At 67.6% G+C, this 20268-nt stretch carries 20 protein-coding genes and 1 pseudogene; 8 read left to right on the top strand and 13 right to left on the bottom strand.

What is annotated here, in order from left to right:
• The 3 genes and pseudogenes from RWO33_RS02295 to RWO33_RS02285 all read right to left on the bottom strand — a co-directional run.
• A pseudogene (locus RWO33_RS02295) lies at positions 1 to 215 on the bottom strand (thiol:disulfide interchange protein DsbA/DsbL); the annotation flags it as partial.
• Between the two features lie 106 nt (positions 216 to 321).
• Entirely contained in the window at positions 322 to 972 is a 651-nt protein-coding gene (locus tag RWO33_RS02290; RefSeq protein ID WP_314101655.1) for a thiol:disulfide interchange protein DsbA/DsbL, read from the bottom strand.
• Between the two features lie 116 nt (positions 973 to 1088).
• Positions 1089 to 1883: a c-type cytochrome gene (locus tag RWO33_RS02285; RefSeq protein WP_314101653.1), complete on the bottom strand. Its 795-nt coding sequence runs from the start codon at positions 1881 to 1883 to the stop codon at positions 1089 to 1091.
• A 131-nt stretch (positions 1884 to 2014) separates the two neighbouring features.
• Here RWO33_RS02285 and yihA point away from each other — a divergent pair, with 131 nt between their 5' ends.
• Positions 2015 to 2638 (top strand): ribosome biogenesis GTP-binding protein YihA/YsxC, encoded by a 624-nt coding sequence (yihA, locus tag RWO33_RS02280; RefSeq protein WP_314101651.1) that lies wholly within the window; start codon positions 2015 to 2017, stop codon positions 2636 to 2638.
• 270 nt (positions 2639 to 2908) lie between these two features.
• Positions 2909 to 4273: a glutamate--cysteine ligase gene (locus RWO33_RS02275; RefSeq protein ID WP_314101649.1), complete on the top strand. Its 1365-nt coding sequence runs from the start codon at positions 2909 to 2911 to the stop codon at positions 4271 to 4273.
• Between the two features lie 43 nt (positions 4274 to 4316).
• On the opposite strand, the gene RWO33_RS02270 is transcribed toward RWO33_RS02275, so the two are convergent.
• Positions 4317 to 5369, bottom strand: coding sequence for an NAD(P)-dependent alcohol dehydrogenase (locus RWO33_RS02270; protein WP_145479209.1), 1053 nt, complete (start codon positions 5367 to 5369; stop codon positions 4317 to 4319).
• Positions 5370 to 5473: 104 nt separating this feature from the next.
• On the opposite strand from RWO33_RS02270, the gene RWO33_RS02265 reads away from it, so the two are divergent.
• Complete coding sequence (locus RWO33_RS02265; protein WP_314101647.1) at positions 5474 to 6364, top strand: LysR family transcriptional regulator; 891 nt, start codon at positions 5474 to 5476, stop codon at positions 6362 to 6364.
• A 21-nt stretch (positions 6365 to 6385) separates the two neighbouring features.
• On the opposite strand, the gene RWO33_RS02260 is transcribed toward RWO33_RS02265, so the two are convergent.
• Positions 6386 to 6793: a VOC family protein gene (locus RWO33_RS02260; RefSeq protein ID WP_314101645.1), complete on the bottom strand. Its 408-nt coding sequence runs from the start codon at positions 6791 to 6793 to the stop codon at positions 6386 to 6388.
• 199 nt (positions 6794 to 6992) lie between these two features.
• Between RWO33_RS02260 and RWO33_RS02255 the strand changes: the two genes are divergently transcribed.
• Both RWO33_RS02255 and RWO33_RS02250 read left to right on the top strand, forming a co-directional pair.
• Complete coding sequence (locus tag RWO33_RS02255; RefSeq protein WP_314101643.1) at positions 6993 to 7997, top strand: glycoside hydrolase family 43 protein; 1005 nt, start codon at positions 6993 to 6995, stop codon at positions 7995 to 7997.
• Between the two features lie 252 nt (positions 7998 to 8249).
• On the top strand, positions 8250 to 9194 hold the full coding sequence (locus RWO33_RS02250) for a helix-turn-helix domain-containing protein (RefSeq protein WP_314101640.1): 945 nt from the start codon (positions 8250 to 8252) through the stop codon (positions 9192 to 9194).
• Between the two features lie 33 nt (positions 9195 to 9227).
• On the opposite strand, the gene RWO33_RS02245 is transcribed toward RWO33_RS02250, so the two are convergent.
• The 3 genes from RWO33_RS02245 to RWO33_RS02235 all read right to left on the bottom strand — a co-directional run bounded on the left by RWO33_RS02245 (position 9228) and on the right by RWO33_RS02235 (position 13442).
• Positions 9228 to 12017 carry a PAS domain-containing protein gene (locus RWO33_RS02245; RefSeq protein WP_314101638.1) on the bottom strand — a complete coding sequence of 930 codons (2790 nt, stop codon included), beginning with the start codon at positions 12015 to 12017 and terminating at the stop codon, positions 9228 to 9230.
• 110 nt (positions 12018 to 12127) lie between these two features.
• Positions 12128 to 13078 carry a cation diffusion facilitator family transporter gene (locus RWO33_RS02240; RefSeq protein ID WP_314101636.1) on the bottom strand — a complete coding sequence of 317 codons (951 nt, stop codon included), beginning with the start codon at positions 13076 to 13078 and terminating at the stop codon, positions 12128 to 12130.
• Positions 13079 to 13151: 73 nt separating this feature from the next.
• On the bottom strand, positions 13152 to 13442 hold the full coding sequence (locus RWO33_RS02235; protein WP_314101634.1) for a hypothetical protein: 291 nt from the start codon (positions 13440 to 13442) through the stop codon (positions 13152 to 13154).
• Between the two features lie 123 nt (positions 13443 to 13565).
• Between RWO33_RS02235 and frmR the strand changes: the two genes are divergently transcribed.
• Genes frmR through fghA form a run of 3 tightly spaced genes read left to right on the top strand, consistent with a single transcriptional unit; the run spans position 13566 to position 15855 of the window.
• The gene (gene frmR / locus RWO33_RS02230; protein WP_068853984.1) at positions 13566 to 13841 is read left to right on the top strand and encodes a formaldehyde-responsive transcriptional repressor FrmR; all 276 of its coding nucleotides are present in this window, start codon (positions 13566 to 13568) and stop codon (positions 13839 to 13841) included.
• 55 nt (positions 13842 to 13896) lie between these two features.
• Entirely contained in the window at positions 13897 to 15006 is a 1110-nt protein-coding gene (locus tag RWO33_RS02225) for an S-(hydroxymethyl)glutathione dehydrogenase/class III alcohol dehydrogenase (protein WP_314101629.1), read from the top strand.
• A gap of 18 nt (positions 15007 to 15024) precedes the next feature.
• Positions 15025 to 15855 (top strand): S-formylglutathione hydrolase, encoded by an 831-nt coding sequence (gene fghA / locus RWO33_RS02220; protein ID WP_145479218.1) that lies wholly within the window; start codon positions 15025 to 15027, stop codon positions 15853 to 15855.
• Between the two features lie 227 nt (positions 15856 to 16082).
• On the opposite strand, the gene RWO33_RS02215 is transcribed toward fghA, so the two are convergent.
• The 5 genes from RWO33_RS02215 to RWO33_RS02195 all read right to left on the bottom strand — a co-directional run bounded on the left by RWO33_RS02215 (position 16083) and on the right by RWO33_RS02195 (position 20218).
• Positions 16083 to 16943, bottom strand: coding sequence for a PA4780 family RIO1-like protein kinase (locus tag RWO33_RS02215; protein ID WP_314101627.1), 861 nt, complete (start codon positions 16941 to 16943; stop codon positions 16083 to 16085).
• Between the two features lie 129 nt (positions 16944 to 17072).
• Entirely contained in the window at positions 17073 to 17792 is a 720-nt protein-coding gene (locus tag RWO33_RS02210) for a M23 family metallopeptidase (RefSeq protein WP_314101626.1), read from the bottom strand.
• Between the two features lie 6 nt (positions 17793 to 17798).
• Positions 17799 to 18764: a L,D-transpeptidase family protein gene (locus tag RWO33_RS02205; RefSeq protein ID WP_314101624.1), complete on the bottom strand. Its 966-nt coding sequence runs from the start codon at positions 18762 to 18764 to the stop codon at positions 17799 to 17801.
• A 100-nt stretch (positions 18765 to 18864) separates the two neighbouring features.
• Positions 18865 to 19200: a hypothetical protein gene (locus RWO33_RS02200; protein WP_314101623.1), complete on the bottom strand. Its 336-nt coding sequence runs from the start codon at positions 19198 to 19200 to the stop codon at positions 18865 to 18867.
• Between the two features lie 73 nt (positions 19201 to 19273).
• Entirely contained in the window at positions 19274 to 20218 is a 945-nt protein-coding gene (locus tag RWO33_RS02195; protein ID WP_145479222.1) for a DegV family protein, read from the bottom strand.
• Positions 20219 to 20268 lie beyond the last annotated feature (50 nt).

The raw sequence follows: 20268 nt of genomic DNA, 5'->3' as shown, positions 1-20268 counted from the left end.
GTGTCGGCCGACGCCTGGCTGGCAGCTTCGGCGGCGGCCTGCTCGGCGGCAGCGGTCTCACCGCTGGCGGCGGTGGTGTCCGGCGTGGTTGTCGCCGGCGCTTCGGTGGTGGCCGGTTCGGTCGGGGCGGCGGTGTTGGCGGTGCCGTCCTGGGCCTTGCAGGCTGCCAGGAGGGGCAGCAGGGCCATGAGCATGAGGGCGAAACGGGTCTTCATCGAAGCGTCTCCAGCGGTGCATGTTGGGGCCGGCGCGTCGGGCGCCAGCCAGGGGGGAATGATGACACGCGCCCGCCGGGGCGCCGCGTGCAGGGTGCGTGATGGTTCAGCGAGCCTTGGCGCCGGCGCGCTCGCGGGCGATCAGGGCATCGGTATTGCGCAGCATGTCGTCGAAGGAGTCGCCCTTGACCAGGTACTTGCCGTTGACGATCAGGGCCGGGGTGCCGGGCACCCGGGTGCGCTGGGCGAAATCCCGCGCAGCCTTGACCTTCTGTTCTACCGCCGTGCTCTTCAGCGCGGTGGTGTAGGCGCCTGCGCTCACCCCGTATGCGGTGTAGAAGCCCGCGAGCTCGTCGGGGGACACGTTCTGCATCGGCAGCGTTTTTTCTTCATGCAACGCTTTGAACATGGCGGCATGGCTGCGCTTGGCCACCCCCAGCTGCTCTGCAGCGTAGTAGGCACGGGCGTAGGAATCCCAGTAGCCACCGAACGCCGCCGGCACCGGGGTGAAGCGCACGTCCTTGGGCAGTTTCTTCGCCCAGGCTTCCAGGGTGGGCTCGAAATGCGCGCAGTGCGGGCAGGTGTAGCCGAACATTTCCACTACTTCGACCTTGCCGGCCAGCGGCGCGAACGGGCCCGGCGACGCGATCACCTCGTAGTCTTCGCCTTCCACCAGCGGGGCGGCGGCGGGTGCGGCCAGCACCGACAGGGGTGCCAGGGCCAGCAACAACAGCATCAAACGGGGCATCAGCGTCATTTACATTGCTCTCCATCGGAAAAAACAACGCCGGCCCAGTGCCGGCGTGGGGGGGTGAACATACCCCGCCGCGGGGGCGGGGCGCATCTGTCATCGGTTCCGGGGCGCCCCCGGCGTCACTGCCGGGCGGCGCCCGGGCGGGGTGCGGCCGCCGCCACGTCGTCGGCGCGGTTGTGCAGGCCCTGCAGGTAGCTGCCCAGCGCCTGGATTTCCTGCTCGGTCAGTGACTTGGCGATCGTGGCCATGATCTGGAAGTGGGCCTTGTCGGTTTCCTGGGTGACGCCGGCCTGGTACTCCTGCAGCCGGCGCGCCACATAGGACGCATGCTGGCCGCCGATGTGCGGGTAGGCCGGGCCCGGATTGCCGGCACCGGTGGGGCCGTGGCAGGCCATGCAGGCCGGGATGCCGCGCTGGGCATCGCCGCCGCGGTACAGCTGCTGGCCGATCTCGAAGAACTTCTTGTCCTTGTAGGGGCCTTCGGTGACCACGCCGTCGTCGGCAAGCCCGGCATTGGCCTTCTGCGTCGCGAAGTAGGCGCCGATGTCGCGCATGTCCTGCGGCGTGAGGTCCTGTACGAACGGCACCATCGCCGCCGACGCTCCGGAGGTGCGCTGGCCGTTGGCGATCAGCGCCATCTGCAGGGCGCTGTAGCGCTCGCTCTGACCGGCGATGCTGGGGTACATCTCGACCGTGGAATTGCCATCGGCCGAATGGCAGGCCGCGCAGGCGGCGGCCTTGGTCTGGCCGGCCTTGGGGTCGCCCCAGGTGGTCTTGCTGAAATCGACTTCGAGCGACGCCGTCCTTACCGGCGCGTTGTCCGGCAGCGGGGTCACCGCGGTCTGGGCGACCGCGACGGCGGCCAACAGCGATACAGCAACAGCGGAAACGGCAAGAACGCGAGCATGGCGCATGCGGAAGCTCCGTGTGGACCGGCCTGGCATGTGCAGGATGCACACGCGGGGATCGCCCGATTATCCATGCGCTTTCACGCCAGGGTCAACGCGGCAGTGCGGCAAAACCGGCGGCGTGCGATCCTATGCGCATGTCATTGCTCCTCGAACGCGCCCAATACCTGCTCTCGGCCCACAATATCCGGCAATTGCCGGACGACGTGGGGGCCGAAGTGGCCTTCGCCGGCCGCTCCAACGCCGGCAAATCCAGTGCCCTCAACGCCCTGACCCGCCAGAACAGCCTGGCCCGGGTCTCCAAGACCCCCGGCCGCACCCAGCAGCTGGTGTTCTTCGAGGTCACCCCGGAGGCCAAGCTGGTCGACCTGCCCGGTTACGGGTACGCCAAGGTGCCGCTGGACCTGCAGGCGCACTGGCAGGCCTTCATCGACCAGTACTTCCGCACCCGCGAGGCCCTGCGCGGCCTGGTGGTGGTGATGGACATCCGCCACCCGCTCAAGGACTACGACCGGCAGATGCTGGCCTACGCCGTGCAGCGAGGCCTGCCGGCGCACGCGCTGCTGACCAAGGCCGACAAGCTGGGTCGTGGCCAGCAGGGCATTGCCCTGCAGAAGGTGCGTAAGGAACTGCAGTCGTCCTTCGGCGACACCGTCAGCGTGCAGACCTTCTCCGGACCGGCACGCCAGGGCGTGGACGAGGCACGCGGCATCATCGGCGGCTGGCTGGGCCTGGACAAGCCGGCGCCCGCGGCGCCCTGATTCCTGCCACCCGACCAACGGTCGGGTCCTACCGGCGCGTATCAACCGATGCCACCAGGCCAACGGTCGGGTGCTACCGGTAGGTACCGACCGTTGGTCGGTACGCGCTCTGTCGCGCGGACATCGGCGCGGTCAAGTCCCAGCCAATAGGATGCAGAAAACCGTCACGATGGCATGACGGTCGGAACGGCCACCCTATACTGCGCCCTTGCGATGCTGGGCGTTGAGCCCCACATCCCCGTCCAGACCAGAATCCCTGCGAGCCCCCCCTTGTCGAGCCCCAGCCACGTCGCCGAGACGCCGATCACCGACCGTAACGAACTGGTCGCCACGTTGGCCTCCGGCGAAAAGCCCAAGGCGCAGTGGCGCATCGGCACCGAGCACGAGAAGTTCGGCTTCCGCCTGGACGACCTGCGCCCGCCGACCTTCGACGGCGAGCGCGGCATCGAGGCGCTGCTGACCGGGCTGACCCGCTTCGGCTGGGCGCCGGTGCAGGAGAACGGCCGCACCATCGCGCTGCTGCGCGACAACGCGTCGGTGACCCTGGAACCGGCCGGCCAGCTGGAGCTGTCCGGTGCCGCGCTGGAAAGCATCCACCAGACCTGCGTGGAAACCGGCACCCATCTCAACGAAGTGGCCCAGGTGGCCGCCGAACTGCAGCTGGGCTTCCTCGGCATGGGCTTCCAGCCCAAGTGGCGGCGCGACGAGATGCCGTGGATGCCCAAGGGCCGCTACCGGATCATGCGCGACTACATGCCCAAGGTCGGCTCGCTGGGCCTGGACATGATGACCCGCACCTGCACCGTGCAGGTGAACCTGGATTACGCCACCGAAGCGGACATGGTGAAAAAGTTCCGGGTGTCGCTGGCGCTGCAGCCGATCGCCACGGCGCTGTTCGCCGATTCGCCCTTCACCGAAGGCAGGCCGAACGGTTACCTGAGCTACCGTTCGCACATCTGGACGGACACGGACGCAGGCCGTACCGGCATGCTCGACTTCGTGTTCGAGGACGGCTTCGGTTACGAGCGGTACGTGGATTACCTGCTCGATGTGCCGATGTATTTTTCGTACCGCGATGGCGTGTACCACGATGCCAGCGGGCAGAGCTTCCGCGATTTCATGGTGGGCAAGCTGCCGGTGTTGCCGGGCCAGCTGCCGACGCTGCGCGACTGGTCGGACCACATGACCACCGCGTTCCCCGAGGTGCGCCTGAAGAAGTACCTGGAAATGCGCGGTGCCGATGCCGGCCCGTGGAGCCGGCTGTGCGCGTTGCCGGCATTCTGGGTCGGCCTGCTGTACGACGATGCGGCGCTGGATGCGGCGTGGGACCTGGTGCGCGACTTCAGCCTGGTGGAACGCCACGCGCTGCGCGACGGGGTGCCCAAGCATGCACTGAACCTGCCATTCCGCGGCGGCACGGTGCGCGACCTGGCGCGCGAGGCGCTGAAGATCGCGGTGGCTGGCCTGCAGCGTCGTGCGGCACGCAATGCCGATGGCCAGGACGAAAGCCACTTCCTGGACGTGCTGCAGGAAATCGTCGATTCGGGGATCACCCCGGCCGAACGCAAGCTGGCGCTGTTCCATGGCGAGTGGAACCAGAACGTGGACCCGGTATTCGAGCAGTTCGCTTACTGATCCATGAAAAAACCCCGGCAATGCCGGGGTTTTTGTTGATGCCTTATGCCGCCAGCGTGGCCATGTCGATCACGAAGCGGTACCGCACGTCGTTCTTCGCCATTCGCGCCCACGCTTCGTTGACCGTCTTGATGTCGATCACTTCGACGTCGCTGACGATGTTGTGTTCGGCGCAGAAGTCCATCATTTCCTGGGTCTCGGCCATGCCGCCGATCGCCGAGCCGGTCACGTGCTTGCGGCCGAAGATGACGCTGGAGCCGTTCAACGGCGGGTCCAGTTCGGTGATCACACCGACCAGGCACATGGTGGCGTCACGCTTGAGCAGCGACATGTACGGGTTGGTGTCGTGGCTCACCGGGATGGTGTTGAGCAGGAAGTCGAAGCTGTTGGCGTGTGCCTTCATCTGCGCCGGGTCACGCGAGACCAGCACCTCGTCGGCGCCCAGGCGCTTGGCGTCGGCACCCTTTTCAGGGGTGGTGGTGATCATCACCACGGTGGCGCCCATCGCCTTGGCGAACTTCACGCCCATGTGGCCGAGGCCGCCCAGGCCGATCACGCCGACCTTCTGGCCGGGGCCGACCTTCCAGTGGCGCAACGGGGAATAGGTGGTGATGCCCGCGCACAGCAGCGGCGCGGCGGCCTTCAGGTCGAGCGTCTCCGACACCTTCACCACGAAGCGCTGCTCGACCACGATGTGGTCGGAGTAACCGCCGTAGGTCAGCTGGTCGCTGCCGCGCTCGGTGCTGTTGTAGGTGTAGGTCGGACCCTTTTCGCAGTACTGCTCCAGGTCGTGGTCGCAGGCATCGCAGTGGCGGCAGGAGTCAACCATGCAGCCGACGCCGGCGAAGTCGCCGACCTTGAAGCGGGTGACGTTGGCGCCGACCTCGGTGACCCGGCCGATGATTTCGTGGCCCGGCACCATCGGGAACTGCGCGCCACCCCAGTCGTCGCGGGCCTGGTGCAGGTCGGAGTGGCAGATGCCGCTGTAGAGGATCTGGATGCGGACGTCGTCGGCACCGACCGCGCGGCGTTCAAAGGAGAACGGCACCAGCGGTGCGGTCTGGTCGTGCACGGCATAGCCATGGGCGAGGGACATGGGGATATCCTGGGATTTATGGAAAGGCGCTTTACAATACGCCCGCTTCCCAGTGGTATACAGTCAATATATCGGCATGATTCATCAAGGCAGACTGCACAATCGTGGCCACTGACAACCTCACCCACCTGGCTGCGTTCGCCGCAGTCGCGCGCCACCGCAGCTTCCGCCGCGCCGGGGCGGAGCTGGCCTTGTCGACCTCGGCGGTGAGCTATGCGATCCGCGCGCTGGAAGAGCGGCTGGGGGTAGGCCTGTTCCACCGCACCACCCGCAGCGTTGCCCTCACCGAAGCCGGGCAGCGGCTGCTGGACCGCCTGCAGCCGGCGCTGGGCCAGGTGCATGACGCGCTGGAAGAGATGAATCACTTCCGCGCGGCACCGGCCGGGCTGCTGCGGATCAATGCCACCCGCGCGGCGGTACACACCCAGCTCGGACCGCGCCTGGCGCATTTCCTGCGCGCGCACCCGGATGTGCGGCTGGAGGTGGCGCAGGACGATGGACTGGTGGACATCGTGGCGAAAGGCTACGACGCGGGGGTGCGCCTGCACGAGTTCGTGCCCGAAGACATGGTGGCGGTGCCACTGGGCCCGGCGTTGCGGGGCCTGATCGTGGCCTCGCCGGCCTATCTGCGCGGTCGCGGCATTCCGCGGCATCCGCGCGAGCTGGTCGAGCACGAGTGCGTGCGCTTCCGCTTCGCCAGCGGGCATCTGTACAAATGGCAGTTCGAACGCGATGGGCAGACCCTGGACATCGACGTGCCGGGCCGGCTCACGCTGGGCGACCAGCACACCATCCTGCAGGCGGTGCTGGACGGCCTGGGCTTTGCCTACGTGCTGGAAGATGCGGCACGGCCCTACCTGGACGATGGCCGGCTGGTGGCGGTGCTGGAGGACTGGAGCGAGCCCTTCGCCGGCTGGGTGCTTTACTACCCACGCCAGCGGCAGATGTCCTCGGCGTTGCGCGCGTTCGTGGACATGCTGCGCGATGGCGCTTGAGCGCAGCGCAACCCGGGACGCTCAGGCACTGCTGATTTCGTCATAGCCTCGGCCCAGGAACTGCAGCAGGCAGAAGCCGTGGCCGAAGGGATCGGCGAGCAGGGCGATCCGGCCCCAGGCATGGGTTGCGGGCGGCTGCTCCACGCGCGCGCCCGCGGCAATCGCGCGCGCCAGGGCGGCATCAAGATTGTCCACGACCCAGTCCAGGTGGAGCGGCGTCCAGTGGCGGCGGTAATCGCGTCGGTCACGCACCTGCGGCGTGGCCGTGGTGCCGGGGGCTTTGGCCAGCAGGTAGATCGGCGCCGGCCCCCCCAGCAGCTCCACGCCATCGTTCCCGAAACGTCGGCCGACGTGCAGCGCGAATGCCCGCGTATAGAACGACAGCGCGTCCTCCACGTTGTCCACATCGATGTTGACCAGAAACTGCATGCGACCTCCTGGGGGCAGCGGTGCCGCCGGCTCTTGGCGGGCGGCACGCAGATCTCCATCGTAGTGCCAGCCCCCGCTGTCCGCCACGCAGTCGAACGAGGGCGCGGCGGGCTGTGCACACAGGTGACCCCCTGTACGGAAATCCGGGACTGAATCGATCTAAACTCGACCCTCATCTACCGGTTCGGGAGGGCAGGGCATGACGTTTCGCAGCACGATGATGGCCGCGGCATTGGCAGCAAGCGTTTCATTCGGGGCGGGTGCAACCGGCGTGGCGCAGGGCAAGGCACCGGCGATGTCCGGCAACCCCATCCTGCCGGGCTGGTACGCCGACCCGGAAGCAGCCGTATTCAACGGGAAGTACTGGATCTTCCCCACCAGCTCGCGCGAGTACGCCGAGCAGACCGTGTTCGACGCGTTTTCCTCACCCGACCTTGTGACCTGGACGAAGCATCCCGGCGTCCTGAAGGTCGAGGCGGTTTCCTGGGCGCGCGAGGCGATGTGGGCGCCCTCGGTGGTGGAGAAGGACGGCCGCTACTACTTCTTCTTCTCCGCCAACGACATCAAGAACGACCAGGAGCTGGGTGGGATCGGCGTGGCCGTGGCCGACAAACCCGAAGGGCATTACCGCGACCTGCTCGGCAAGCCCCTGGTGGGCGGGTTCCACAACGGCGCCCAGCCGATCGACCAGTTCGTGTTCAAGGACGACGATGGCAGCTGGTACATGCTCTACGGCGGCTGGAAGCACGCCAATATCGTGCGCCTGAAGGACGATTTCACCGGCGTGCTGCCGCTGGCCGACGGCACCGTGTTCAAGGAAATCACCCCGGCCCCGGAATACGTGGAAGGCCCGTTGATGTTCAAGCGCGATGGCCGTTATTACTTCATGTGGTCCGAAGGCGGCTGGGGCGGCCCGGATTACTCGGTGGCCTATGCCATCGCCGATGCGCCTACCGGCCCGTTCAAGCGGATCGGCCGCATCCTGCAGCAGGACCCGGCCATTGCCACCAGTGCCGGCCACCACTCGGTCATCCACGCCCCGGGCAGCGACAACTGGTACATCGTCTATCACCGGCGTCCGCTGGGCGACAAGGCGCGCGATCACCGCGCCACGGCCATCGAGCGCATGCACTTCGATGAACAGGGCCACGTGCTGCCGGTGCGCATCACCCATGAGGGCGTGCCAGCCGATCCGCTGCGCTGAATTGTGACCCAGGGACAATACCCCCGGGCGCCGGCTTGTGGCAAAGTCGGCCCCGGGGCGCGTCTGCCCCGGCAATCAGGGAGTACCAGGATGATGAAAATCCAGATCACCTTCCGCGAAGGCCGGGTTACCACCATCCGGGACAACTTCAACTAGCGGATATCGAGCGTCGGGCAGCGACCTTCATGGGGGGATCGCCGCAGCCTGACACACCGCACGCGCGGTACCTCCCTTTCGTCCACGGCGCCCCCCATGCCGCTACAGCGATTCAACGACTTCGAGGCTTACACCGACGCGCTTGCCGGCGTGGACGGTGTCATGCGCCTGATCGGGCCCGGCAGGGGCGAGTGGACGCTGGAGCTGCTGGATGCCGGCGATGTCGTTGCCATGCTGGGCAGCGACGGGGCGCCGGTGCTGTTCAACGGACTGAACGAGCACCATCGCTACCTCGCCTACGTCTCGCTGCCCGGCAGCGACGCGGCCATGCAGGGGCAGGAGACCTCCGATGAGCAGTTCATCTGGTACCCGCCCGGCGGCGAGGTACATGGTTACTCACGCCGGCCGTCGCGCTTCATCGCGCTGAGCATGGACGTGGTCGCGGTGGTGCAGCGTGCGCGCGAAGTGGCCGGCCTGTTCGACGACCACATCGCCCGCATCACGCCGGTCAACATCGGCCGCGAGGAAGTCACGGCGATCATCACCCTGGTGACGCGCGCGCTGGTGATCGATCGCGACGACCCCACGCTGTTCCAGGCGCCGAGCGTGCGCAAGGCGTTCAGTGGCCAGCTCATCCACGCGCTGCTGCGCTGCATGGTGCTGGCCAACCCCGAGGCGGTGCAGCGTGCGCGCGGGCGACCCACGGTGCCGCGCAACGAGATCATCCGCCGCAGCCTGGACCATATCCACAAGAGCATCCGCGGCGAGGCGGTCATCGGCGACCTGATCCTCAGCGCGGGAACGTCGCAGCGTTCCCTCAACCGCGCCTTCGATGAAGTATTCGGCATGGGGCCGCACCAGTACTACATGCTCGAACGCATGCACGTGATCCGCAAGGCGCTGCGCGAAGCCGGCCCGGGCGACACCGTCACCAGCATCTGCACCCGGTTCGGCGTGTGGGACCAGGGCCGCTTCGCCGGCATGTACCACCGCACCTTCGGCCTGCACCCCTCGGTAGAGCTGGCAGCATCCCGCCCGTAGTGCCACGCCCTGCGTGGCAACCAGGCAGGCCCCTCAACGCCCCTCGCCCAACACCGCCCGCACCCGCGTCGCCAGCGTCGCGACGCTGAACGGCTTGCCGATCACCTGCACGCCCGGATCGATGACCCCATCGCGCTCCAGCGCATTGCGGCTGTAGCCGGTGGTGAACAACACCTTGAGATCCGGTCGGCGGCGTAGCGCTTCATCAGCCAGCTGGCGACCGTTGACCTCGGGCATGACCACGTCGGTGAACAGCAGCGCGATGTCGGCATGCGCGTCCAGCAACGCCAGCGCGGGTGCCGCGCCTTCGGCGGCGAGCACGTCATAGCCCAGTGCGGTGAGCGCTTCGACCGAGAACTGGCGCACGGCGGGCTCGTCTTCCACCACCAGCACCCGTTCGCGCAGCCCGACCGGGGCCGCGACGTCGCCTGCGGTGGGCGCATCGACGGTGTCGACGGTGGCAGCCAGGCGCGGCAGGTACAGCTTGACGGTGGTGCCTTCGCCGACCGCAGAACACAGCTTCACGTGCCCGGCGGACTGTTTGACGAAGCCATACACCTGCGACAGGCCCAAGCCGGTGCCTTGGCCGACCTGCTTGGTGGTGAAGAAGGGATCGAATGCCTTGGCGATGACCTCCGCCGTCATGCCGGTGCCGTTGTCGGCCACCGTGACCAGGATGTACTGGCCCCGCGGCACCGTGGGATGCGCGTCGGCACTGTCCCGGTCCACCGTGCAGTTGGCGGTGGCGACGGACAGGCGGCCGCCCGCCGGCATCGCGTCGCGCGCGTTGACCGCCAGGTTGAGGATCACGTTCTCCAGCTGGTTGGCGTCGGCGAAGGTCAGCCACAGGTCCGGCGCCAGCGTGGTCTCCAGGCGGATGTTGCCGCCCAGCGAGTGCACGAACAGGTCGGTCATGCCCGCCACCAGGCGGTTGGCATCCACCGGCACCGGCTGCAGCGGCTGCTGGCGGGAAAACGCCAGCAGCCGCTGGGTCAGCTGCGCGGCGCGGTTGGCGCCGTCGATGGCCATGTCGATGTAGCGGGTGACCAGCGGGTCGCTCTCGCCCAGCCGCAGCGACAGCAGGGCGAGTGGGCCGATCACGGCCGCCAGCATGTTGTTGAAGTCGTGCGCGATTCCGCCGGTGAGCTGGCCCACCGCTTCCATCTTCTGGCTCTGGCGCAGCGCGTCCTCGACCCGGGTCCGTTCGGCGACCTCTTCGGCCACGCGGCTTTCCAGCTGTTCGTTGAGTTCGTGCAGCCGCGCCTCGGCGAGTTTGCGCGCGGTGACTTCGATGGCCACGCCGACCACGCGCAGGCAGCGCTCGCCCTCGAAGTGGCCACGGCCCTTCGCCGCTACCCAGCGGACCACGCCGTCCTCCTTGCCGACGGTGCGGTATTCCACGTCGTACAACGCGCGCTGTGCCGGATCGGCGGCGGCGCTAAAGGCCGCGTGTACCGCTTCGCGGTCGGCCGGATGCAGGCCGTCGTAGAAGTCGCGCAGGCTGACCGGCACCTGCGGCGAAATGCCGAACATCGCCTTGGTGCGCGGCGGCCAGATCAGGACGTCGTTGACCAGGTCCACGTCCCAGAAGCCCATGTCGCCGGCGTCGGTGGCAAAGCGCAGGCGCTCTTCGCTTTCGGCCAGCGCCGCTTCGGCAGACTTGCGCGCGGTGAGGTCGAGCATCGCGCCGATCATGCGCAGCGGCTCGCCGTCCGGGCCGCGCAGCACCGCGCCGCGGTCCAGGACCTGGGCGTAGCTGCCGTCGGCGCGCTGGAAGCGGTACTCGCCGTACCAGGTGGTGCCATCGCCGTCGATCACCCGGTGGATGTCCAGATCCACGCGATCCCGATCGTCCGGATGGATATGATCAAGCCACCACTGCGCGTCGGACTCCATCAGGGTGTGCCCGAACAGCGTGGCCAGCGCCTCGTTCCAGATCACGTGGCCGTCGGTCATGCGCCAGTCCCAGATCGCATCGTTGGTCGCGCGCACGGCGAGGCGGTAGCGTTCCTCGATTTCCTGGTGGCGCGCCTCGACGGCCTTGCGCTCGGTGATGTCCAGCGAGGTGCCGATCAACCCGACGACGGTGCCGTCGGCGTCGCGCAGGGGTGCCTTGGTCGACAGCCAGTCCGCGCGGCGCCCGTCGGGGAAGCTGATCGATTCTTCCAGCTGCTCGGCCTGGCCACTGGCCATGATCCGTTCGTCGACGGCCATCACCATCGCCGCCTGCACCGGGTCGTTCAGCAGTTCGGCATCGGTGCGCCCGACGTATTGCTCCGGCGGCAGTCCGATCAGCTCGGTGGTGCCATGGTTGCCGATCAGCAACCGGCCCTGGCGGTCCTTGGCATACACCACGCCGGGCGCGGCTTCCACGAACGAGCGCAGCAGGGCCTGGGCCTGGTCGCGCTGCGCTTCCACCTGGCGGCGGTCATCGATGTCGATCAGCACGCCCTGGAAGCCCTGCGGGCGCCCGGTATCGTCCAGGTCGACCCGGCCGATGGCCTCCAGCCAGCGGTACTGGCCCTGCGCGTTGCGCGCGCGGTACTGGTGCGCGTAGCGGCCGCCGCGCACCATCGCGTCGTTGATCGCCGCCACCAGTTCGGCATGGTCGTCCGGGTGCACGGCATGCAGCACCTGTTCCAGGCGCAGCTCGTGCTGCGGCGAGGCCGGGTCCAGCCCGAAGGCGTCGGTCAGTGCCTCGTCGACGGTCAGCCGGTCGTTGGCCACGTCCCAGAACCAGGTGCCGACGATGGCACCGGCCGCCAGCGCCATCTTCATGCGCTCGGTGTCGCGCCGGCTGTGTCCGTCTATGGGGTCCGTCACGTTCAAGGAGTCTCGCAGCCGAAGGCCAGGCAGGGGCCGGGTAGATTATCCGATCGGCCGTGGTGGCCATGAACACACCGCTGGCGGCCATGCCCGGCGAGCTGAAGGCTTCATCCCGGGTCCCCCAGTGCCGCACGCCGGGCACGGAACACTTCGGGGGTCTGCGGCTTCACGAACAGGGCCACCAGCTCGGGGTATTCGGCCTTGACCGCCTGTTCGATGCGGGTAATGCAGGCCTCGATCTGCGGGGTGTTGCGATCGTCCTCGAATTCGGCGCTCAGCATCGCCACGACCTGGTCCGGTCCCATCTGCATGGTGGTGACGCCGTTGGCTTTGCGCAGGTCGGCATCGGTGTCGGCCACGGCCATGATCCGCCGGGCGACGCTGGGGTGGGCCGGCTCGCCGACCAGCAGGCCCTTGGTCTCGCGCGCCAGCAGGAACGCGGTGAGCGCCAGTACGCCGGCGATGCACAGCGAAGCCACGCCATCGAGCTCGGGCATGTCCAGCCACTGCGCGGCGGCCAGGCCGATCGCCGCGAACGCCAGCCCGAGCAGGGCGGCGCTGTCTTCCAGCAGCACGGTGAAGGTGGACGGATCCTTGCTGCGCCGGAAGGCTTCGAAATAGCCCATCGACCCCTTGGTGGCCCGGAATTCGCGCAGCGCTACCCACCACGAGCCGCCCTCGAACAGGAACGAGATGCCCAGCACCACGTAGCTCACCGTGTGGTTGGTGGCCGGTTCCGGGTTGCGGATATGCAGGATGCCTTCATAGGCCGACACGCCCGCGCCGGCCGCGAACACCAGCAGGGCGACGATGAAGCTCCAGAAGTACAGTTCACGGCCATACCCGAACGGGTGCACGGTGTCGGGCTTCTTGTCGGCGCGGTGCAGGCCGTACAGCAGCAGGAGTTCATTGGTGGTGTCCACCAGCGAATGCACGCCTTCGCTGAGCATCGCCGAACTGCCGGACATCCCGGCGGCGACGAACTTGGCGATGGCGATGCACAGGTTGCCGACCAGCGCGGCGTAGACAACGAGACGGGAGCCGGACGGCTTGGCCATGGCGGGCGGTACTGCAGTGGGGTGTCACGCCATCATCGACGGAAGGCCGTGCCTTCCGCGTGCAGGCAGCGGCTCAGAAGCGGATGGTGACCATCGGTGCGCTGCGGGTCGGCGCGCTTTCGCGCAGCAGCCGTGTCGGCGAGGCGCTGGCATCCAGTCGCGCGTGGCTGATCGCCTGGTGCGAACCGCACTGTTCGCAGCGGAACAGCGCGCCACCGGGCAGGTGGATCAGCTGGGTTGAGCTGCAGGAGGAGGTCGTGCCGCAGTTGCAGTCCACGGTCAGCGACAGGATGCGCTCGACACTGCCGGAGGCGGCGTAGTTGGCTTCAAAGGAGCGGACAACGAAGGAGGGGGCGTCGGGCATCGTCGGTCCGGCTGGGGGGTGGGGTTGGAAGGAGCATCCATGGAGCGCCGTGATGGCGTCGTGCAGCAGCATTTCCCAGCTCGTATATACTATCCCCCAGTATAGTTCCCTGGTCGCCGTGCCGTGCCGCATTCCCCGGAAGAAAAAAAGAAGGTCCTGGCCCGCGTGCGCCGCATCCGCGGCCAGTGCGATGCGCTGGACCGCGCGCTGGAGGCCGGCGCCGAATGCGGTCCGGTGCTGCAGCAGATCGCGGCGATCCGGGGCGCCGTCAACGGGCTGATGTCCGAAGTGATGGAAGCCCACCTGCGCGAGGAATTCGGCCAGCCGGCGCAGTCCGATGCGCAGCGCGCCGAGCGCGTGCGCGACATGAGCGCGCTGATCCGTTCCTACCTGAAATGAGCGTGCGGCCGCCCGCGCGCTGTCCTGCCTTGTCTACCGTCCTGGAGTGTTCCCGATGAAATCCCGTGCCGCTGTTGCCTTCGCCGCTGGCGAACCGCTGAAGATCGTCGAGATCGACGTTGCCCCGCCGCAGAAGGGCGAAGTGCTGGTACGCATCACCCATACCGGGGTCTGCCATACCGACGCGTTCACCCTGTCCGGCGATGATCCGGAAGGCCTGTTCCCGGCGGTGCTGGGACATGAAGGCGCCGGCATCGTGGTGGAAGTGGGCGAGGGCGTGACCAGCGTCAAGCCGGGCGACCACGTGATTCCGCTGTACACCGCCGAATGCGGCGAATGCCTGTTCTGCACCTCGGGCAAGACCAACCTGTGCGTGGCGGTGCGCGCCACCCAGGGCAAGGGCGTGATGCCCGACGGCACCACCCGCTTCAGCTACAACGGCCAGCCGATCTACCACTACATGGGCTGCTCCACCTTCAGCGAGTACACCGTGGTGGCCGAAGTTTCGCTGGCCAAGATCAACCCGGACGCCAACCCGGAGCACGTGTGCCTGCTCGGCTGCGGCGTGACCACCGGCATCGGCGCGGTGCACAACACCGCCAAGGTGCAGGAAGGCGATTCGGTCGCCGTGTTCGGCCTGGGCGGCATCGGCCTGGCGGTGATCCAGGGCGCGCGCCAGGCCAAGGCCGGCCGCATCTTCGCCATCGACACCAACCCGTCCAAGTTCGAGCTGGCCAGGCAGTTCGGCGCCACCGACTGCATCAACCCGAAGGACTTCGACAAGCCGATCCAGCAGGTCATCGTCGAACAGACCACCTGGGGCGTGGACCATACCTTCGAGTGCATCGGCAACGTGAACGTGATGCGCGCGGCGCTGGAATGCGCGCACCGCGGCTGGGGCCAGTCGGTGATCATCGGCGTGGCCGGTTCTGGGCAGGAGATCTCCACCCGTCCGTTCCAGCTGGTGACCGGCCGCTCGTGGAAGGGCACCGCGTTCGGTGGCGTGAAGGGCCGCAGCCAGCTGCCTGGCATGGTCGAAGACGCGATGAAGGGCGACATCGAACTGGCGCCCTTCGTCACCCACACCATGGAACTGGAGCAGATCAACGACGCCTTCGACCTGATGCACGAAGGCAAGTCGATCCGCTCGGTCGTCCACTTCTGATTGCCGCGGAGCCCGCCCATGGAACGCATTGAACATCGCGCCGCCTTCGGTGGCTGGCAGGACGTGTACCAGCACCGGTCGCAGGTGCTGGGCTGCGACATGAAGGTGGCCGTGTACCTGCCGCCACAGGCCGCCACGCAGAAACTGCCGGTGCTGTACTGGTTGAGCGGGCTGACCTGCACCGAGCAGAACTTCATCACCAAGGCCGGTGCGCAGCGGTACGCCGCCGAACACGGGGTGATCCTGGTCGCGCCCGACACCAGCCCGCGCGGCGACGACGTCGCCGATGCGGAGGGTTACGACCTGGGCAAGGGGGCGGGGTTCTACCTCAATGCCACCGAGCAGCCGTGGGCGAAGCACTACCGGATGCATGACTACATCGTCGAAGAGCTGCCGGCGCTGGTGGAGGCGCACCTGCCGGCCAGCGCTGCACGCGGCATCAGTGGTCATTCGATGGGCGGGCATGGCGCGCTGGTGATCGCGCTGCGCAACCCGGGCCGCTACCGCAGCGTGTCGGCGTTCTCGCCGATCGTCGCCCCGACCCGGGTGCCGTGGGGGCAGAAGGCGTTCTCGGCCTACCTGGGCGAGGATCGCGCCGGCTGGGCGCAGTGGGATGCCAGCGAACTGGTGGCCACGGCGACGGAAAAGCTGCCCCTGCTGGTCGACCAGGGCGGCGGCGACGAGTTCCTGGACAGCCAGCTGCAGCCGCAGTGGCTGCAGGCCGCGTGCACGGCAGCGGGGCACCCGTTGCAGTTGCGGCTGCAGCCGGGGTATGACCACAGCTATTACTTCATCAGCACGTTCATCGGCGAGCACATCGCGCATCACGCCGAAGCGTTGCACGGCTAGGCAGGGGCAGCCACGCAGGGCGTGGCTCTACACCGGTGAGACCGACGTCTGCCGGTGGGCTTGCTCATCTGCCGGTGGGACCGACGTCTGCCGGTGGACTTGGTCATCTGCCGGTGGGTACGGTCGTCTGACGATGGGCCCGGCCGTCTGCCGGTGGGGCCGGCCGTCGGCCGATGGGTACGGCCGTCTGATCGTGTAGAGCCACGCCTTGCGTGGCTGTACCCCCCTCAATCGTCGTCTTCTTCCGCCGCTTCCCGACCCTGCTGGCGGATCAGCGCTTCTTCGCGCGCGTCGTTGATCGCGTGGCGCACGCTGTCCAGGTCGATGGTCGATTCGTCATGCACGAAGGTGCCGGTCAACGGACTGTCCGGCAGCAGTTCACCGGCCTCGAACAGCGCCCACATTTCCTCGCCGTACCAGGTATCCAGCAACTCCGGCGCCGACCGCCCCAGATACGCGGTGAGGTTGTTCACATCGCGCAGGAGCATGCTGCGCGCGGCATTGTTGCCACCGGCGCTCACCACCTGCGGGAAATCGATCACCACCGGGCCGTCCGGACCCACCAGCACGTTGTACGGCGACAGATCGCCGTGGATCAGGCCACAGCACAGCATCAGCACCACCTGGCGCACCAGGATCGCGTGGAACTCACGGGCCTGGTCGGGCTCCAGCTCGACCTCGCCCAGCCGCGCGGCGGAGAACCCCTCCGCGTCGGTCACCAGCTCCATCACCAGCACGCCATGGAAATACCCGTGGGGTTCCGGCACGCGCACGCCGGCTTCGCGCAGCTGGTACAGCGCGTCGACCTCGGTGTTCTTCCACGCCGTTTCCTGCTGCTTGCGTCCGTACTTGCTGGCCTTGCCCACCGCGCGGGCCTCGCGGCTGCCGCGCACCTTGCGCCCTTCCTGGTACTGCACGCGCTGCTGGAAGCTGCGCTGGGCCATGTCCTTGTAGACCTTGGCGCAGCGCACATCGTCGCCGCTGCGCACCACGTACACGGCCGCTTCCTTGCCGCTCTTGAGCGGGCGCAGCACTTCATCGATGACGCCATCTTCGATCAACGCCTGCAGGCTTTCGGGGGTCTTCACGTAGTCTCGGTCAGGAGGGCGGCGCCAACGCGCCAGCCGGAAAGGGAGGGCCGGCGATTCTCGCACCTTCGCGGCGGCCGGGCCAATTGCCCACCCCATCCCGGTTCAGCCACCCGGGCCGGGCAGGGCTCAGGGCAGGACCTGCTCGCCACGCAGCACCGGGTAGGGGTTCAGCGACTCGCCCTTCCACCACTGCTTTTCCGGGCCCAGCCGGTGGATCTCGAAGTGCAGGTGTGGCGCGTCCGGGCTGGCGTTGCCGGTATGGCCCACGTAGCCGATCACGTCGCCCCGCTTGACCACCTGCTTTTCCGCCAGCCCATCGGCATAGCGCTGCAGGTGGGCGTAGTAATAGCAGTACGTTCCGCCGGGTTCGAACTGGTACACGGTCAACCCGCCGCGCTCGCTGTCGAACAGCTTCTCGATCGTGCCATCGGCCACCGCCAGTACCGGCGTGCCTTCAGGCGCGAGGATATCGATGGCATCGTGCACCCGCCCCTCGCTGCGCGCATCGGTAAACGTGTCCTGCAACTGCGCCGCCGTAATCCCCTGCACCGGCAACAACAGACCCGGGGCAACCCCCGCGCTCGGCGCAGGAGCAACCACCTCCCGCGTAGAGCCAGGCCCTGCCTGGCTGCCCTGAGCAGGAGCAACAACCTCCCCCGTAGAGCCAGGCCCTGCCTGGCTGCCCTGCGCAGGAACAACAACCTCCCGCGTAGAGCCAGGCCCTGCCTGGCTGCTCTCCGCGACGGGTTGGCCCCCGGCTGACGCGGAAACACCACTATCCGACGCCAGCAACCACCACCCCGCCACGCCCACCACCACGCCCAACGCCAGCAGTCGCATCAGCATCGTCGTTTACTCCTGCATCACCACCGGCACCGACGCATCCACCGCGTCGGCCACCTGCAGCGCGTCCCAGTTGGTCATCCGCACGCAGCCGTGCGATTCGGTCTTGCCCACATGGCCCGGCTCGGGCGTGCCATGCAGGCCGTAATGCGGCTTCGAAATGTCGATCCAGACCGGCCCGACCGGATTGTTCGGGCCCGGCGGCAGGGTAGCCTTGCGGTCGCCGGCCTTCGCATCCCAGAACAATTTCGGGTTGTAGTGGAACGGCGGATTGCGCGAGACACCCAGGATCTTCCACTTGCCGATCGGCAGCGGATCATGCTGGCTGCCCGACGACACCGGGAACTGCGCGTACACCTTGCCCGCCGCGTCGTACAGGCGCAGCGTGGAGTCCGACTTGTCGATCACCAGCTTGGCCGCCTTCGGCAACGCTGCCGGTGCGATGTTCGGCACCTGGATCGTGCTGCCGGCCTTGCCAAGATCCACACCGGGATTGAGGGTCTGCAGCAGCTTGGGATCGGCATGGAAGCGTTCGCCCAAGGCCTCGCCCACAGAGGTGAAACCCATCGCCGTGAGCTTGGCCTGCTCGGCGGGCTTCTTCGGAAGCGGCTGGAACGGGCCTGCAACGTCCTCGGCGGTGAGCGTGTAACTCGCCAGCGGCGGCGCGCTGTCCGGCTGCAGGGCCTGCCAGGTGGCATCATCCAGCTCACCGGTCACCTTCAGGCCGCGTGCGGCCTGGAAGCCGGACACCGCGCGCTTCTGGTTGGAACCGGGCAGCCCGTCGATCTGGCCCGGCGAAAAATGCGCGCGGTCCAGCAGCACCTGTGCATGCAGATCCGAGCGGGGGCCGGTGGCCACGGTGCCGTCTTCAGCGATGGGGGCGGGCAGGGAAGCCGGGGCCTGCGCCAGCGCAGGGGTGGCAGCGGCCAGGGCAAGGGCAAGCAGGGAAGCAGTAGCAGGCAGGCGCAGCGGCATCGGGTACTCCAGGGCGGATTCAAGCCCACGATGCCGGAGCGCGCTGCACGGGCCCCGTGAAATCCCTGACGGGAAGCTGACCGCCCAGGCGATGCGGCGATTACCGCACGTCGCGCATTTCCCAGTGATTACCGGCGAGCAGGCGCATGCGCTGCTTGAACACGTCGCTGTCGATCGTGGTGGAGACGGTCAGGTTGATGCGCAGGTCTTTCTGCTCACCCGTCACCGTGGCGCCCGGATCGGTGGCACCCCATTGCAGTTCCACCGCATCCGGGTCTGGCTGCTTGGCCCGCCACCGCTCGAACAATGTCGTGCTGCGCAGCGCATCCTGCAGTTCCTCGGCGAAACCGCCGGCGCTCTGCGAACGGAAGGACAGGTCGGGATCGTTGCCGCGGGCTTTGGCCGGATCCGGCAGGCTGATGCTGTATTGGGTCATGTTGGTCTCCATCGAGTGCGGCAAGGTTCGCAGACGCCGGGTGCAATCGGCGTGCACGAACCGGCCCGATCACTCAGGCCGTAAACGTGTGCGGGCCGTCGGCAAATCCGATGGTCACCGCGCCCTTGCCGACATTGACCATGCCGGTCAGGCTCATCACCGACTCGTACACGTCCACCCCGTGCGCCTTGCAGGTTTCGCGCAGGCTGGCGTAACCGGGCAGCGCCTGCAGGTCGGCCAGTTCGCCGCCGTAGCTCACGCACACGGTCGGGGTCAGCAACCCGGCCCGGACGCGCTGGCCGACGAAGTCGAACAGCTTCTGCACCGCGTTGTCGAAGCCCTTGATCTTCGCCACCGGGCCGGTGCTGCCGCGGTAACCGTGCAGCACCGGCTTGATGTCCAGCGCACTGCCCAGCGCGGCGCTGATCAGGCCCACGCTGCGGTCGCCCTTGTGGCGGGCGCGGGCGCGCATGTAATACAGGTCGCGGGTGACCATGTAGCCGTGCACGTTCAACGCAAGCTCTTCCAGCCGCTCGCGGATCTGCTGCACGCCGGCGCCGCTGTCGCGCAGCCGTACTGCTTCCACCGCGGTCACGCCCTGGGCGGCGAACAGGTTCTGCGTGTCCAGCACGCGCAGTGCGAACGGCGAGTTGTGCCCCGCCGCCTGGCGCACCGGCTTGTAGTCGTTGAGGATCGCGAAGCTGGCCTGCATCGCGTTGTCATGGATCGGACTACGCGTCTTGGTGATCGTCATGCAGAACACATGGTCGTAGTCGATCACCAGCTTGCCCAGGAACAGGTCGCGGATCTGCGCCACGCTGAAGGGAATGGTTTCGGCCTCGGCGCCATGTTCGGCGACGTGGGCATGCAGGAAGCTCAAGGTGGCCTGTTCGTCGCGGTGGTCGGCCAGCACGGCCTCGCCAATGCGGACGGTAATGGGCAGCAGCACGATGTTGTGCTGCTGGATGAAGTCCTGCGGTAGATCACAGGCAGAGTCGACCACGATTCCGATGCGCATCCTGTTTGCCCCCTCCAGGCAGGGTGTTCGTTCGAAAGTGTGAAAGCTAT

It is taken from the genome of uncultured Stenotrophomonas sp., assembly GCF_963519925.1.
In the GTDB taxonomy this organism is placed as follows: Bacteria; Pseudomonadota; Gammaproteobacteria; order Xanthomonadales; family Xanthomonadaceae; genus Stenotrophomonas; species Stenotrophomonas maltophilia_AE.
This window is presented reverse-complemented; position numbering and strand designations above follow the sequence as displayed.